This window comes from Kitasatospora sp. NPDC004272, assembly GCF_053603035.1.
This window is the reverse complement of the sequence record NZ_JBSGET010000180.1, coordinates 1-14,981: the sequence shown is the minus strand read 5'-3', so window position 1 is coordinate 14,981 and position 14,981 is coordinate 1. Positions and strand designations below refer to the sequence as shown.

The following is a 14,981-nucleotide window of genomic DNA, read 5'->3' as shown; positions in this document are numbered from 1 at the left end:
CCGCCCGCCCCCGTGCCCGCGGGCCCCGCGCCCACCGGGTCCAGACCGGCCGCGCTCGCGCGCCTCCAGGTCTTCCGCTGCTGAGTCGGCCCGCGCACTGACGGCGACCGGCCGTGCCCCGGCACGCCCGGAAGCGACGTGCCCGGAACCCGCCGAGGCCAGGCTCCCGACGTCCCGTCAGTCCGCTCCGCTGCCCGGAACCAGCAGCCCCCGTCCCGGCCGACGCCGGGCGGAAGGAGACCCGATGCGAACGCCCGTGCACCACCACGCCCCCGCCCTCCCGCACCGGAAGGCCCGCGCGCTGTGAACCTCAACCCCGAGCCCGGCCCCGAGTTCGACCGCGCCACCGCCTTACGCGGTGCCCTCGCCCACTGGCGCCAGGACGTGCCCGCCTCGCTGGTGGTCTTCCTGGTCGCCGTCCCGCTGTGCGTCGGCGTCGCCGTCGCCTCCGGCGTGTCCGCCGAACGCGGACTGGTCACCGGCATCGTCGGCGGCCTGGTGGTCGGCCTGCTGCCCGGCAGCAGCCTCCAGGTCAGCGGCCCCGCGGCCGGCCTGACCGTCCTCGTCGCCGACGCCGTCCACCGCTTCGGCCCCGCCGCGCTCGGCGTGCTGGTGCTCGCCGCCGGACTCCTCCAGATCGCCATGGGCCTGCTGCGCACCGGCCGCTGGTTCCGGGCGATCTCGCTGTCCGTCGTGCACGGCATGCTGGCGGGCATCGGCCTGATCCTGATCCTCGGCCAGCTGTACGCCGTCTCCGGGCGGCCCGCGCCCCGGAGCGGCGGCGGGAAGATCGTCCACCTGCCCGCGCTGGTCGGCGACTGGTTCACCGGCCGGGCGGCCGGCACCGCGCTGCTGATGGCCGCCGCGACGATCGTCCTGCTGACGGTGTGGAAGAAGCTCCCCGCCCCGGTCCGCGCCGTCCCCGCCCCGCTGGCCGCCGTCGCCCTGGCCGCCGCGGCCACCGCCCTGTTCCACCTCGACGTGCCCCGGGTCGAGGTGGACGGCCTGCTGGACTCGCTCTCCCCGCCCACCCGCGACGCCCTGGCCGCGGTCACCGGCGCCGCGGGCCTCGGCACCGTCCTGGCCTTCGCCCTGATCGCCTCCGCGGAGAGCCTGTTCAGCGCCGCCGCCGTCGACCGGATGCACCACGGGCCGCGCACCGACTACGACCGCGAACTCACCGCCCAGGGCATCGGCAACACGCTGTGCGGCCTGCTCGGCGCCCTCCCGATGACCGCCGTGATCGTCCGCAGCGCCGCCAACGTCCAGGCCGGGGCCCGCACCAAGACCTCCCGGGTGCTGCACGGCCTGTGGCTGCTGCTGTTCGCCGCGCTGATCCCCGCCGCCCTCGGCCTGATCCCGCTCGCCGTCCTCGGCGGCGTCCTCATCCACGCCGGGGCCAAACTGGTCCCGCTGCCCCAGGTGGTCGCGCTCTGGCGCGAGCACCGGGGGGAACTGCTGGTCCTGGTCGTCACCACCGCCGCGATCGTCCTGACCACGCTCTTCGAGGGCGTCCTGATCGGCGTCGCCCTCGCGGTCGCCAAGAGCGCCTGGCAGACCTCCCACCTGCACATCGACCTCACCGACACCGGCCCCGGCACGCCCCTGCGGATCCGACTGAGCGGCAACGCGACCTTCCTGCGCCTCCCCCGACTCCTCGACACCCTGGAATCCCTCCCCACCGGCCGCCCCGTCGAACTCGACTGGACCGACCTGCGCCACCTCGACCACGCCTGCCGCACCGCCCTGCTCACCTGGGCCAACCGCCACACCGCGCACGACGAGACCGCCGTCACCTGGGAACCGCCGCTCACCCTCACCACCTGACCGCCAGCGCGGGTGTTCAGGGGCCCGGGGAACGGCGGGTCGGTGCTGCTGACGGCCGGAGCCCATCGGGGTGTCCGTACTGCTGCGGGTGGTGAACGGAACCGGAAGCCGATGCGCGCTCCGGCAGTGCACCGTCAGCAGACCGGGCCTCGCCGTTCCCCGAGCCCCTGATGGTGCTCTCCCGAGCCGCTGGCGGTGCTCGTTCGCAGCGTCGGTTCCGGGCGGCCGCGGGGCCGCCCCGGCGGCCGCTGCTGCCCGCGCCGCTCGCCGACCCGGACCGGCCGCCCGGCGAGCTGCCCGGCCCCCGGTGGCCGAACCGGCGCCCCTGCCGCGGGGCGGTCCGGGGCGAGGGGGAGAATCGTGCGGTCAGGAGTCGTCCGGGGGTCGGTGAAGGGGCCGTGGAGTGCCGTACGTCGTCGTCAGCGCGCTCAGCCATGACGGAGTGGTCAGGGAGCACAACGAGGACAGTCTGGTCCTGGGCCCGTGGACGCTGTGCGCCACCTCCACCGACAGCCCGCAGTCCCTGGTGTTCCCGCTCGGCGACACCCCGGTGGTGGTCGCGGTCGCCGACGGTCTCGGCGGCCACCCCGCCGGGGACGTGGCCTCCGCGCTGACCGCCCGCCACCTGGCCGCCGCCGGGCCGCGGTTGCGCGCCGAACAGGACGTCACCGACGAGTTGCGGGCCTGCCACGCCGTCCTGCACGCGGCGGGGGAGGCCGACCCCGGGCTGGCCGGGATGGCCACCACGGTGGCCGGGGCGGTGTTCGGCGCCGACCACGTCCTGGTGTTCAACATCGGGGACAGCCAGGTCCACGAGATCACCCCGGACCGGGGCGAGGGCCTCGGGCTGCGCCAGCTCAGCACCGACGACAGCCCGCCGCCCGCCCCCGGCCGGCGCACCAGCCACCTGGTCACCAGCACCCTCGGCGGCCCCACCGCCCCGGCGGACCTCCGGCCCCACCTCGTCCGGCTGCCCGTCGAGCCCGGCGCCCGCTACCTGCTGTGCACCGACGGCCTCACCGACCCGGTCGCCCCCGAGGAGCTCGCCGCCCTGCTCACCGAGGCGGCGGCCGAGGCCGACGGCGACCCGCAGGGCGACGACCAGCGCGCCCTGGTCGACCTGTGGCGGGCCGCGATCCGGGCCGGCGGCCCGGACAACGTCACCCTCGCCCTGGTGCGGATCGAGGACTGACCGAGGACCCGGCCGGCCGGCCCGGCGGCCTCGGTCCTGCCCGGCCGGACCGGGAGCGGCTCAGGACGGCCGGAGCAGCAACTTGCCGGTGGTGCGGCCGGACTGGAGGTCCGCATGGGCCCCGGCGGCCTCCGCCAGCGGGTAGGTGTTGCTGACGGAGAGCCGGATCCTCCCCTCCCGCAGCCAGTCGAACACCTCCGCCGCCCGTGCGCGCAACTCCTCGGGTTCGGTGGCGTGGTCGACCAGGGTGGGCCGGGTGAGGAAGACCGAGCCCCGGGCGGCGAGCGACTGCGGGTCGAGCGCAGGGGCGGGCCCCGAGGCCGCCCCGACCAGGACGAAGGTGCCACGCCGGGCCAGGATGCCGAGACCGGCCTCGAAGGTGTCCCGGCCGATGCTGTCGAACACCACGTCGACGCCCCGGCCGTCGGTCAACTCGCGGACCCTGGTGGCGAATTCGCCGTTCTCGCGGACCACCACCTCCGTCACGCCGGCCGCCGCGGCCGTCTCCGCCTTCTCGGCCGACGAGACCGTGCCGATCACCCGCACCCCCGAATCGGCGAGCAGCCGGGACAGGTGCCTGCCCACGCCGCCGGCCGCGGCGTGCACCAGCGCGGTCGCGCCCTTGCGCGCAGGCCAGGTGGAGGTGACGAGGTAGTGCGCGGTGAGGCCCTGGAGCAGGACCGAGGCCGCGTCGGCGTCCGTGACGTCGTCCGGCACCGGCACGGCGGCGTCCGCCCGGACGGTGACGAGCTCGGCGTAACTGCCGGGCGAGGCCCACCAGGCCACCCGGTCGCCGACGGCCGGTGCGGACACCCCGGGGCCCGCCGCGACGACCGTACCGGCGCCCTCGCAGCCGGGGACGAACGGTGCGACCGCCGCCGTCCGGCCCTCCCGCTCGTAGACGTCCTTGAAGTTGACCCCGATCGCCCCGGTCCGGACCACGACCTCACCCGGACCCGGTACCGGGTCCGGCCGCTCGGCGATGACGAGCACTTCGGGCCCGCCGGGTCGTTCCACCACGACTGCGCGCATCTTCTTCGTCCTCCTCGTTCCGTCGGATCCGCCCGACCGGGCGCCCCGTGACTGCGGTCCGGGTGCGGCGACGCCTGCACCGCACCCGTCCTGCCTGTGCGTCGTCCGCCCGCGTGCCGCCGGCCCGGGCCCGTCACTCCACGGCGCTCACCGCACGCTCCGCAGGATCACCCAGGTGACGGCGAGGAAGCCCACCGTCACCAGCCCCAGGCAGGTCCGCAGGCCGTCGGCCCGCGCCCCGACCAGCATCGGGCCGAAGAGCCCGACCGCCACCGCACCGCCGATCTGCCGGAAGGCGTTGAGCGAGCCGGAGGCGAGTCCGGACCGCTCGGCGGGCAGGGCCCGGAGGGCGACCGTCGGCAGGGAGGGGCCCATCAGGCCCGCGCCGAGCCCGAGCAGGCAGCTGCCCGCGGTGAACACCCGCCAGTCCGGCGTCGCCCCCAGCGGCAGCAGGGCGAGGGAGCCGGCCGCCGCGGTGGCGGCCCCGGTCGCCAGCAGCGGTCGCAGCCCGGTCCGGTGCACCGCCCGGGCGAGGACGAAAGAGGCGAGGCTCCAGCACGCCGCGAACGGGACGAACGCGAGCCCGGCCCGGAACGCGTCGAGCCCCCAGCTCCGTTGCAGGTGCAACGAGATGGCGAACTGCCCACCGTAGGCGCCGAACTGGTAGAGCGCACCGACCGCGAGCGCGGCGGCGAAACCGGGCCGCCGGAACGTCTCCGGCGGCAGGACGGGATGGGGGGAGACCCGCGCCGCCGCGACGAAACCGAGCGCGGCGACCGGGGTGGCCGCACACAGGGCGATCGTCGCCGGGGCCGTCCAGCCCGCGGCCCCGGCCTCGATCAGGGCGCCGACGCCGCAGCCCACCAGGGCGGCGGTCGCCGACTGCCCCAACAGGTCGAGCGGCGTCCGGCGGACCGGTGACACGGGCACCCAGCGACGGCAGGCCAGTGCGGACAGCAGCCCGATCGGGACGTTGATCAGGAAGATCGCCCGCCAGCCGACCGCGGCGGTGAGCGCGCCGCCGGCCACCGGGCCGACCACCAGGGCGAGCGAGCTGATCCCGCCCCAGACGGTGAACGCCCTGGCGCGCGCGGCGGGTTCGGCGTACATCTGGGCGATGACGGCGAGGGACGCGGGCAGCAGCCCGCCCGCCGCCACGCCCTGGACCGCGCGGGCCGCGATCAGGGCGCCCATGCCCGGGCTCGCCGCGCAGGCCGCGGAGGCGCCGACGAAGAACAGCAGCGACACCAGGAACAGTCGCCTGGCCCCCACCCGGTCGGCCAGCGCGCCGCCGCCGAGCAGGCAGGCCGCCATCGCGACGGTGTACGCGTTGACCGTCCACTCCAGTTGCGCCAGGGAGCCGCCGAACTCCGAACTCAGGCTCGGCAGGGCGACGTTGAGGGCACTTCCATCGAGCAGGACCATGAAGAAGCCGAGACAGACCGAGCCCAGCGCGGCACCGCCCACCGCCCGGCCGTCGCGGTCGATCGGGGCAGTGCGCCCGGCCGTTCCGATTGCTTCACCCATCCGACGTTCCACGTCCAGTCCGAATTCGCCGACCCCGCACGCCGACGGCCTGCGCGGTCTATAGTGTTCGACGGAGGTCGATCACAGTGCATCAAAGTCGCATCCTTGACGATCCGTCAAGTGCCGGTGCTCTCAAGGGTGATACCGGGCCCCTCCACGGTTCGGGGGAGTGCGGGTCGCTGCGGTCGCGCAGGCTCAGCCACGCCGAACCGGCGGACGTCCCCCTGCAGGAGGCCCTGCAGGCGCTCGCCGACCCGGTGCGCCGCGCGATCGTGCGCGAACTCGCGGGCAGTCCCGAATGGAGCCGGGCCTGCGGCACCTTCGAACTCGGCGTCAGCAAGGCGACCCGCAGCCACCACTTCACCGTGCTCCGGCAGAGCGGACTGGTCGAACAGCGGGACTCCGGAGCCCGCCGCTTCAACCGGCTGCGCCGGGCCGAGTTCGACGCGGCCTTCCCCGGCCTGCTCGCGCTCGTCCTCGCGGAGTGCGCGAACTGCACCGGCTCCACCCACTCCAGTGGCCCGGCGGGGCCCGGCGGGCCGGAGGAGTCCGGGGAGGTCCGGGCCAGCGCGTCCACCGTCGGGACGGGCGCTCCGGTCGGTGCCCGTTGACGACGTCATTGCCGATTGACAATCACTGTCATAGTTTTGTCAGAGCCGGGCGGGACGAGGGCGGGGACAGGACCGGCCCCCGACCGCGGCGTGCTCTAGGGCCACTCCAGATCGCCGGTGGCCGCCCGGCCGGGCACGGCCGGGCCCGCGGGGGAGGGCTGCTGCGGCGATCCGGCCGGTACCGGTGGGGATCCGGCCCGGTCGGCCACCGGCCCCTGACCGGAAGGGTCCGGGGTGTGAGTGGTGAGGGTGGCCGGGAACGGTGACATCAGTGGTTCGCTCCTACCGGGAGGTGATCGGCGTACGATGACGGTCGTGGACCAGCCCGCGTTCGGCCGGCGGCTGAGGCAGCTGCGCCTGGAACGGGGCATCAAGCAGACGGAGTTGGCCGGCGGCCCGGTGTCGGCGAGCTACATCTCACGCCTGGAGATGGGGAACCGCCTCCCCTCGGCGCAGACACTCAGCTACCTCGCCACCACCCTCGGCGTGTCGCTGGCCGCGCTGCTCGCACCCGAGCCGCCCGAGCAGCCCGAGCCGTCGGCGGCCGCCGCGGGGCGGACCGCCCTCGCCATGCCCTGCGCCGCCGGCCGGTGCGGCGGGGAGGCGCCGGTCCCCGCGCGGGGTCCGCTGCTGGCCGAGGCGGCTGCCGCCCTGCGGGACGGTGACGGCCGCCGGGTGGTCGACCTGCTCGAACCGGTGGCCGACCTGGTCGACGGAGTGCCCTTCGGCTGGGGCTGGCACCTGCTGTGGCTGCTGGCCGAGGCGTACGGGACCGAGGGCCGCCCCGTCGCGCGGGTGGAGGTGCTGCGCACCCTGGCGGAGTGCAGTGCCGCGTGGGCCGGTCCGGGGGTGGACACCGCCCGCGCCGGGCTGCTGGCCGAACTCTCGGTCGGCGAACGGACGATCGGCCGTCTCGCCGCGGCACTGGAGAACGGCGAGCGGGCCGTCGGCCTCTCGCACCGGGCACCCGCCGCGGAACGGGTGCGGGCCCTGATGGCCCTGGCCGCGGCGGAGGCGGAGGCCGGCCTGCTCTACCGGGCGGCCGGGCGGATCCCCGAACTGCTCCTCCTCGCGGACGAGGTGGCGCCCAGACTGGCGGCCCAGGCCTACTGGACCTGCGCCGGTGTGCGCGGCCGCGAAGGGCGCACGGAGGAGAGCGACCGGCTGATGGACCGGTCGCTGGCCAGTCTGGACAGCCGCGACGACCTCGCCGGCTGGGCGCGGCTGCGCACGGCGGCCGGGGCGCTCCGGCTGCGCAGCGGCCGCACCGACGGCGTGGGGGCGCTGATCGAGCAGGCCCAGCGCGCGGTCGACCTGGTCGGGAGCCCTGGTCAGACGGCCGTCCTGTTCTTCCTCCGGGCCTGGCTGTGCTGGGCCGAGGGCGCGTACGACAGCGCACTGTCGTACGTCGCCGAGGCGCAGCGGACGGGCCTGCTGACCTTTCATGACCGGCTGCGCGCAGGGTTGTTGAGGAGCCGGTGCCTGCTGGCGTTGGGAGCCGAGGCGGAGGGCCGGACGGCGCTGCGCGCGGTCGCCGTGGAGGCGGAGGACGCCGGGTACCTGGACCTCGCGACGGAGGCGTGGAAGGCGCTGGCCGCTGCCCTGGATCCGGCCTGAGCGCAGCACCGACGTCGTGCCGTTTTCACCGTGACTCCCTTTCCTCCCACAGGACGTGGGGACAGCACCGGACCTGTCGGGCCGGACCGCAGCGGGTCGGCCGGTCCTTTCTGACGCCGTGTCAGGTTCGTTCACCAGTTCTTGCGAGCCTAACTCATTCGCGAGCTGACTGACCATAGCGACCATGCCTCTGACTGCCATTCAGACTCCGCTTGACTTGATCTGACAGTCGTGGTTAGCGTGATTCCGCATTGACGGCGAGTGACACGCCAGGGATGCGCCGCTATGGCGCCGCGCCACCCGCCGTCCGGTACCGGCCGTACGCAGGCCGTTCTCAGGGCAGCTCCGAGCAAGCCCGGCACGATCGGCCGCCGCCGGGCCTCCTCACCGTGTCCTTCGGCTCGGTTCTCAAGCCGTGTCAGCCCGTCGTGTCAGCCCGTCATGTCATCCGGTCATGTCATCCCGTCGTCCGCACCGACTCGTGCTCGCCCTCGTCAGCAGCCGGCCACCGCCGCGCCCCCGCACGCCCGCCCCGGCACGCCTCGCCACGCCCCGCTCCGCCATGCCCGCACGGGTCCGGCGGAGTCCGCGGGCGCGGCGGGGACGGGCGGTGCACCGCGCTGCCGCATCGCAGAAAGGCACGTCCGCCATGAGCCCCGGCAACACAGCGCCGCAGTCCCAGACCGTGCGCGGCGCAGGCACGTCGTTACAGCCCGTCCCGCCGCAGCCCGTCCCGTCGCAGTCCGTTCCGTCGCAGTCCGCCCCCGGGCCGGACCCGTCCCAGGCAACCGCGCACGCCGCCGCGGACGTCCTTGCGGACGCGCCCGCGGACCCCGCCGCCGACCCGGTCCGCGAGAGCATGCGGCGGCTGCCCCGCCCGGTGCAGCTGCCGCTCACCTTCCTGACCGGACGGCCGCTGGCCGGCCAGCGGCCCGTCTCCCTGTCGCCGGGCTTCCACCTGGCCACCGCCGTGCTCTCCGTCCTGGCCGGGGTCGTGCTCTCCGGGGCGGCGTTCGCCCTGGGCGGCCCGTTCCTGCTCCTGCTGGTGCCCGGCTGGGCGGTCACGCTGCACGGCCAGCGCAACCTCCGGATGATGATCTACCACCAGTGCTCGCACCGGAACATGTACGGGCGCCGCAGGCTGGACGCCGCGATCGGGTACGCGGTCTCCGCGCTCCTCGTGATCCAGAACTTCGAGCGCTACAGCCGCGAGCACGTCGCCGACCACCACGCCGTGCACCACATGACGCTGCGGGACCCCACCGTCCAGGCCTTCCTGATCAGCCTCGACCTGCACCCCGGCATGCCCCGCCGCCTGATGTGGCGCCGGGTGCTGCTGAAGTGCCTCTCGCCCCGCTTCCACCTGGCCTTCGGGATCGCCCGGATCCGCTCCTTCTGGCACAACGCCGCGACCGCGGAGCGGGTCATCGCCCTCACGCTGTACGGCGGGGGAGGGGCCGTGGCCGTGGTGGGCGGATTCTGGCCGGCCGCCCTGGTGGTGTGGGCCGTGCCGACCTTCCTCTTCTTCCAGGTCAGCAACACCCTCCGGCTGTGCGTCAAGCACACCTTCCCCGAGCCCGGCACCACCGTCCGCCGGGGCCGCGACTACTTCGCCGGCCTGACCAACGCGATCTTCATCGGTGAGCCGGCGCCGCCCCGCGGCCTGCCCGCGGCCGCCGCTGCCGCCGGGTGGACGCGGTGGACGCTGCGCATGCTCCTGGTCCACCTCCCGGTCCGCTACCTGGTGCTCACCGGGGACACCGTGGTCCACGACTACCACCACCGTCATCCGGCCGGCAAGCAGTGGTTCGACTACGTCTTCGCCCGGCAGCAGGACCTCGTCGACGGCCACCGGGGCTGGCCCGCGTACACCGCCGAGTGGGGGTTCACCGCCGCCGTCAACCGGGTGTTCGACTCGCTCTCGGCGGCCGACCCCGAAGAGTTCGACGTCGCCCGGATCGGCTCGGTCAGCAAGCGCGAGCTCTTCGCGGCCTTCGACGACTGAGACCCCGCCGCCCGCCCCGCCAGCCGTCCCGTCCCGCAGACCTCCTGAAAGGCAGTTTTTGACATGCCCATGCCTGACCGTCCGAACGGTGCGCCCGAACGGGAAGGCCGTCTGGTGATCCTCGGTGTCGCGGCCAGCGACAGCCACGCCGTCGCCAACCACCTGATCGCCCACGGCCTGCGCGCCGACGGCTTCACCGTCGTCAACCTCGGAACCTGCACCCCGGTCGCCGAGTTCGCGGACGCCTGCGCCCGCCACCCGCAGGCGGAGGCGGTCCTCATCGGCAGCCTCAACGGCCAGATCCACGAGGACCTCCACGACCTCGCCGAGGCCAAGCGCTCCGGCCGCATCCCCTGCCCGGTCCTCGTCGGCGGCAACCTCTCCGTCGGCAGCGCCAAGGACGCGGCCTCGACGGAACGCCTCTACGCGCTGGGCGTCGACCGGGTGCTGTCCGCCGCCGCCGATCTCGTCCCGGTCCTCGACGCCCTGCACTCCGGGGCGGACGGGGCCACCGGCCGCACCCCGGTCGCCACCCGCCGGTGAGCGGTCTGCCGGTGGCCGCCGCCACGCCGACGCTGGAGGAATCGGCGGCGTACATCACGCGGAGCGGCAAACCCACCGCCGCCGAGGTGCTGGCCCGGGCCCGGACCAGCGGCCGACCGGCCCTCCAGCCCCGCTGCGGCGTCGGCGGGCACCGCGAGATGGCCGCCCTGCTGCAGGAACTGGAACGGGAGGGCGCGCCCGACCTGCTCACCCTGACCATCGACTCGCACACCAGGCTGCGCCGCTTCGAGAGCGCCGAACGGGCGCTGCGCACCGACCACCGCACGCTCAACGGCTACCCCCTGGTCACCCACGGCTGGCAGCGCGGCCGGGAGCTCAACGAACTGGTCGCCGTCCCGCTGGAGATCCGGCACGGCTCGCCCGACCCGCGCGAGCTCTTCGCCACCGCGGTGGCCTCCGGCGTCACCTCCTTCGAGGGCGGCGGGATCTCCTACAACCTGCCCTACTCCAAGGACGTCCCGCTCGCCGACTCGCTGGCCGCCTGGGCCGAGGTCGACCGCACCTGCGGCGAACTCGCCCGGCTGGGCGTGGTGATGGACCGCGAACTCTTCGGCACCCTCACCGCCGTCCTGGTGCCGCCGTCGATCAGCCTGGCCGTGAGCGTGCTGGAGGCGGTGGCCGCGGCGGCCGCCGGGGTGCGCTGCGTCTCCGTCTCCTACCCGCAGGGCGGGCACCTCGCCCAGGACGTCGCCGCACTGCGCAGCATCCCGCTGCTGGCCGCCCGCTACCTGCCCCCGGGGGTGGAGGTCCACGCCGTGCTGCACGAGTTCATGGGGGTCTTCCCCCGTGACCGCGGGCACGCCGAGGAACTGATCTTCTACGGGGCCCTCACGGCCCGGCTCGGCGGCGCCTCCAAGCTCATCACCAAGACCTACCAGGAGGCGTTCGGGATCCCCGACGCCGCCGCCAACGCGGCGGGCCTGCGGCTCGCGTCCGTCGCCGGCTCGCCCCTGCTGGACTTCGTCACCGTCGACGAGGCCGCCGTCGGCGAGGAGCAGGAGTGGATCCTGCGCGAGACCGCGGAGATCGTCGAACCCGTGCTGTCCGCGCCGAGACTGGACAGCGCGGTGGTCACCGCCTTCGCCGCGGGCCGGCTGGACATCCCGTTCAGCGCCAGTCGGCACGCCCGGTCGGAGGTCATCCCGCGGCGCGACCCGTCCGGCGCCGTCCGGTACCACTCGCCCGGACGCCTCCCGCTCTCCCGCGCCAGCGCCGAACGCAACCGCCGGCTCCTCGGCGGCCCCGCGGACGACGCCTCGGGCGCTGGCCTGTTCGCGGCGCTGCGCCGCGACATCGACCACTTCCCCCTGCTGTTCGGCGAGACGCCCGAGGGCGCACCCGCCGGACCGTCCCCCGTCACCCCGGGAAAGGAACCCGCCCCGTGACCACCCGCCCCGTCACCACCGGCCCCGTGGCCACCGACTCCGCGACCGCCGCCCGGCCCGTCCTCCGCGTCGGCATCGTGGGCGCCGGTCCGCGCGGTGTCGTCGCCCTGGAACGGCTCTGCGCGAACGCCCCGCTGATCGCGCCCGGGGTGCCCGTCGAGGTGCACCTGGTCGACCCGTACCCGGCCGGCGGCGGCCGGGTCTGGCGCCGCGACCAGGACCGCTCGCTCCTGATGAACACGGTCGCCTCCGACGTGACCGTCTTCACCGACCCGTCCGTCCCCTGCGAGGGCCCGATCCTCCCCGGCCCCACCCAGTACCAGTACGCCCGGATGGTCGCGGACGGCCGGATCACCGACGTCACCGACGCGGAGCGGGAGGAGGCCGCGGGCATGCTGCCGTGGTCCTACGGCAGCCGCGCCTTCAACGGCGCCTACCTGCGCTGGGCACTGGAGCGCATCATCCGCGACGCGCCGGCCCAGGTCTCCGTCCACCTCCACCCCACCCGCGCGACGGCCGTCGACGACCGGGACGGCGGCGTCCAGGACCTGTGGCTGGACGGGGAGGAGCAGCCCCTGGTCTGCGACGCGGTCGTCCTCGCCCAGGGCCACTTCGACGTCGCGCCCACCGGCGGCCAGCAGCGGCTGAAGTCCTTCGCCGAACGCCACGGGCTGCTCTACCGCGAGCCGCTCAGCCCGGCCGAGTGCGACCTCACGGACATCCCGGCCGGCGAACCGGTGCTGCTGCGCGGCCTCGGCCTGAGCTTCTACGACTACGTCACCCTGCTCACCCAGGGCCGGGGCGGGCGCTTCCGGCGCGACGCCGACGGCCGGCTGCGCTACGAGCCCTCCGGCCGGGAACCGCTCGTCCACGCCGGGTCCGGCCGCGGGGTGCCCTACCTGGCCCGTGCCGAGGTGCACCTGGAGGTCGTCCCCCGCTACCAGCCGCGCTTCCTCACCGCCGAGGTCATCGCCCGGCTGCGCCGCTCGGCGGGCCGCGGCGAACTCGACTTCCGGAAGGACCTGTGGCCGTACGTCGCCAAGGAGGTCGGCTTCGTCTACTACCGCAGCCGCCTGGCCGACGCCCCCGAGGACGAGCGCGAGGCCTTCCTCGCCGAGTACGGCCGGTACGAGTGGGACAGCCCGGAACTGCGCGGGCTCATCGCCGACCGGTTCGAGGACCCGGACCTGCACTGGGACTGGGCCCAGGTCGACCGGCCGAGCCGCGGCCGGCGCTTCGCCGACCGCGCCGAGTACCAGGAGTGGGTGGCCGGCCGCCTGCGCTGGGACCTGGAGCAGTCCGCCGCGGGCCCGGCCCGCAGCCCGTTCAAGGCCACCGCCGCGATCATGCGCGACCTGCGGGACGAGATCCGCCAGGTCATCTCCCACCAGGGGCTGCGCGGCGGCTCGTACCGGGACCACGTCGACCGCTGGTTCAGCGGCCTCAACAACTACATCGCCAGCGGCCCCCCGACCGCCCGCGTCGAGGAGCTGGCCGCGCTGGTGGAGGCCGGCACCGTCCGCCTGGTGGGCCCGGAGATGACCGTCGAGCCGGACGAGGCCTCCGGGCGCTTCCTGGTCTCCTCCCCGGCCGTCGACGAGGAACCGCTGGCCGTCGGCGCCCTGCTGGAGGCCCACCTGGCACTCACGGACGTCCGCCGCACCACCGACCCGCTGCTGCGCCACCTGCTCACCACCGGCGGTGCCCGGCCCCACGTCATCCCCGACGCCCAGGGCGAGCCGTACGTCACCGGCGGGGTGGACGTCGCGGAGGTCTCCTTCCGGCTGCTCGACACCGACGGCACGGACCACCGGGGCCGCTTCTCCTACGGGCCGCCGGTCGAGTCGGTGCAGTGGGTGACCGCCATCGGCGCCCGGCCCCACGTCGGCTCGCGCACGCTCATCCAGGGCGACGCCATCGCCCGCGGCTGCCTGCTGACCGGGGTGGAGAACCTCGCGCTGCGCGACCTCGCCCTGGCCTGACCCGCACCCGCACCCGCACCGTCCCGTCCCCACCTGCCCCGCCCCACCTGCCCCGCCCCGTCCCGTCCCGAACCCCGGACACCGAGGAGACCCCGCCATGACCGACCCCGCACCCCGCCGGATGATGGACCTGCTGATCGGCTACTGGGCCTCCCAAGCCGTGCACGCCGCGGCGGCCCTGGGCCTGGCCGACCTCCTGGCGGACGGCCCCGCGTCCGCCGCCGAGCTCGCCGGACGCACCGGCACCCACGAGCCCTCGCTCGCCCGGCTGCTGCGCTTCCTGGTCGAGCTCGACGTGCTGGCGGACGGCCCGGACGGCCGCTACCGCACCACCGCGCTGGGGGAGACCCTGCGCACCGAGGAGCACGGCTCGATGCGCGACCTCGCCCTGCTCTACGGCGAGGAGTTCTACGCGGGCTGGGGCCAGTTGCTGCACACCGTCCGGACCGGCGAGAACGCCTTCGAGCACGTCCACGGCGCCGCCATGTACCCCTACTTCGGGCGCAGCCCGGAGTCGACCGCCAGGTTCGACCGGGCGATGGCGGCGAGCTCCTCCTTCTTCGACCCGATCCCCGGCCTGTACGACTTCTCCCGGGCCCGGACGGTGGTCGACATCGCGGGCGGCAACGGCGTCCTGCTGACGACCGTGCTGAAGGCGCACCCCGGCCTGACGGGTCTGCTGTTCGACACCCCGCACGTCGTGGACGCGGCCCGGGCCGAACTGGCCGGCTCGGAGTTCGCGGACCGGATCGGCTACGAGTCCGGCGACTACTACGAGAAGATCCCGGGCGGCGGCGACGTCTACCTGCTCTCGCGCGTCCTGCACGGCCGGGACGACGAGAAGTGCGTCAGGGTCCTGGAGCGGATCCGCGAGGCCGTCCCGGCGGACGGGGCGCTGCTGATCGTCGAGCGGGTGATCCCCGAGGACGGTTCGCCCTCGCTCGCGGCCTGGTTCGACGTCCACATGCTCGCCATCGCGGGCGGCTCGGAGCGGACCGCCGAGGAGTACCGCACGCTGCTGGGGCGGGCGGGGTTCGACCTGACCGCGCTGCACGGGCTGCCGCTCGACAGCCAACTGCTGGTCGCCGAGCCGCGCTGAGCGGGTCCGCCGCGCAGTGCCGCCCCGCCGGGGGCCCCCCGCCGGGGGGCGCCGCGGGGGGTGACGTCGGTGGGGTGCGGGGGGAGGAGGAGCGGGGGGGGGGCGACGGCGGTGGGGGACGGGTCGCGACCCGGGCGGGC

The 14,981-nt window shown here is 75.1% G+C and carries 11 protein-coding genes; 9 read left to right on the top strand and 2 right to left on the bottom strand.

Translation table 11 applies throughout. The features are described 5' to 3' along the window. Positions 1–384 precede the first annotated feature (384 nt). Complete coding sequence (locus ACWEO5_RS34830) at positions 385–1,827, top strand: SulP family inorganic anion transporter (RefSeq protein ID WP_452166119.1); 1,443 nt, start codon at positions 385–387, stop codon at positions 1,825–1,827. A 403-nt stretch (positions 1,828–2,230) separates the two neighbouring features. Further along, positions 2,231–3,019, top strand: a complete 789-nt coding sequence (locus ACWEO5_RS34825) for a PP2C family protein-serine/threonine phosphatase (protein WP_452166118.1) — start codon at positions 2,231–2,233, stop codon at positions 3,017–3,019. Between the two features lie 60 nt (positions 3,020–3,079). Here ACWEO5_RS34825 and ACWEO5_RS34820 read toward each other — a convergent pair whose 3' ends face one another. Together ACWEO5_RS34820 and ACWEO5_RS34815 are read right to left on the bottom strand one after the other, a co-directional pair. After that, positions 3,080–4,051 carry a quinone oxidoreductase family protein gene (locus ACWEO5_RS34820; protein WP_452166117.1) on the bottom strand — a complete coding sequence of 324 codons (972 nt, stop codon included), beginning with the start codon at positions 4,049–4,051 and terminating at the stop codon, positions 3,080–3,082. Between the two features lie 147 nt (positions 4,052–4,198). Further along, the gene (locus tag ACWEO5_RS34815) at positions 4,199–5,578 is read right to left on the bottom strand and encodes an MFS transporter (protein WP_452166116.1); all 1,380 of its coding nucleotides are present in this window, start codon (positions 5,576–5,578) and stop codon (positions 4,199–4,201) included. A 257-nt stretch (positions 5,579–5,835) separates the two neighbouring features. On the opposite strand from ACWEO5_RS34815, the gene ACWEO5_RS34810 reads away from it, so the two are divergent. The 7 genes from ACWEO5_RS34810 to ACWEO5_RS34780 all read left to right on the top strand — a co-directional run bounded on the left by ACWEO5_RS34810 (position 5,836) and on the right by ACWEO5_RS34780 (position 14,841). Further along, on the top strand, positions 5,836–6,189 hold the full coding sequence (locus ACWEO5_RS34810; RefSeq protein WP_452166115.1) for an ArsR/SmtB family transcription factor: 354 nt from the start codon (positions 5,836–5,838) through the stop codon (positions 6,187–6,189). 315 nt (positions 6,190–6,504) lie between these two features. After that, positions 6,505–7,806: a helix-turn-helix domain-containing protein gene (locus ACWEO5_RS34805; RefSeq protein ID WP_452166114.1), complete on the top strand. Its 1,302-nt coding sequence runs from the start codon at positions 6,505–6,507 to the stop codon at positions 7,804–7,806. 859 nt (positions 7,807–8,665) lie between these two features. Then, positions 8,666–9,811 carry a fatty acid desaturase gene (locus ACWEO5_RS34800; RefSeq protein WP_452166113.1) on the top strand — a complete coding sequence of 382 codons (1,146 nt, stop codon included), beginning with the start codon at positions 8,666–8,668 and terminating at the stop codon, positions 9,809–9,811. Between the two features lie 114 nt (positions 9,812–9,925). Beyond that, positions 9,926–10,354: a cobalamin-dependent protein gene (locus ACWEO5_RS34795; protein WP_452166112.1), complete on the top strand. Its 429-nt coding sequence runs from the start codon at positions 9,926–9,928 to the stop codon at positions 10,352–10,354. After that, positions 10,351–11,760 carry a methylaspartate mutase gene (locus ACWEO5_RS34790; RefSeq protein ID WP_452166111.1) on the top strand — a complete coding sequence of 470 codons (1,410 nt, stop codon included), beginning with the start codon at positions 10,351–10,353 and terminating at the stop codon, positions 11,758–11,760. Before ACWEO5_RS34795 ends, ACWEO5_RS34790 begins: the two co-directional genes overlap by 4 nt. Next, positions 11,757–13,742 carry an FAD/NAD(P)-binding protein gene (locus ACWEO5_RS34785; RefSeq protein WP_452166110.1) on the top strand — a complete coding sequence of 662 codons (1,986 nt, stop codon included), beginning with the start codon at positions 11,757–11,759 and terminating at the stop codon, positions 13,740–13,742. The genes ACWEO5_RS34790 and ACWEO5_RS34785 overlap by 4 nt, the downstream gene beginning before the upstream one ends. Positions 13,743–13,839: 97 nt before the next feature. Beyond that, on the top strand, positions 13,840–14,841 hold the full coding sequence (locus tag ACWEO5_RS34780; RefSeq protein ID WP_452166109.1) for a methyltransferase: 1,002 nt from the start codon (positions 13,840–13,842) through the stop codon (positions 14,839–14,841). Positions 14,842–14,981 lie beyond the last annotated feature (140 nt).

Bases quoted from the DNA above. Each gene is read 5' to 3' on its own strand.
- ACWEO5_RS34780 (WP_452166109.1), top strand. From the start codon at position 13,840: ATGACCGACCCCGCACCCCGCCGGATGATGGACCTGCTGATCGGCTAC.
- ACWEO5_RS34820 (WP_452166117.1), bottom strand. From the start codon at position 4,051: ATGCGCGCAGTCGTGGTGGAACGACCCGGCGGGCCCGAAGTGCTCGTC.
- ACWEO5_RS34800 (WP_452166113.1), top strand. From the start codon at position 8,666: ATGCGGCGGCTGCCCCGCCCGGTGCAGCTGCCGCTCACCTTCCTGACC.
- ACWEO5_RS34815 (WP_452166116.1), bottom strand. From the start codon at position 5,578: ATGGGTGAAGCAATCGGAACGGCCGGGCGCACTGCCCCGATCGACCGC.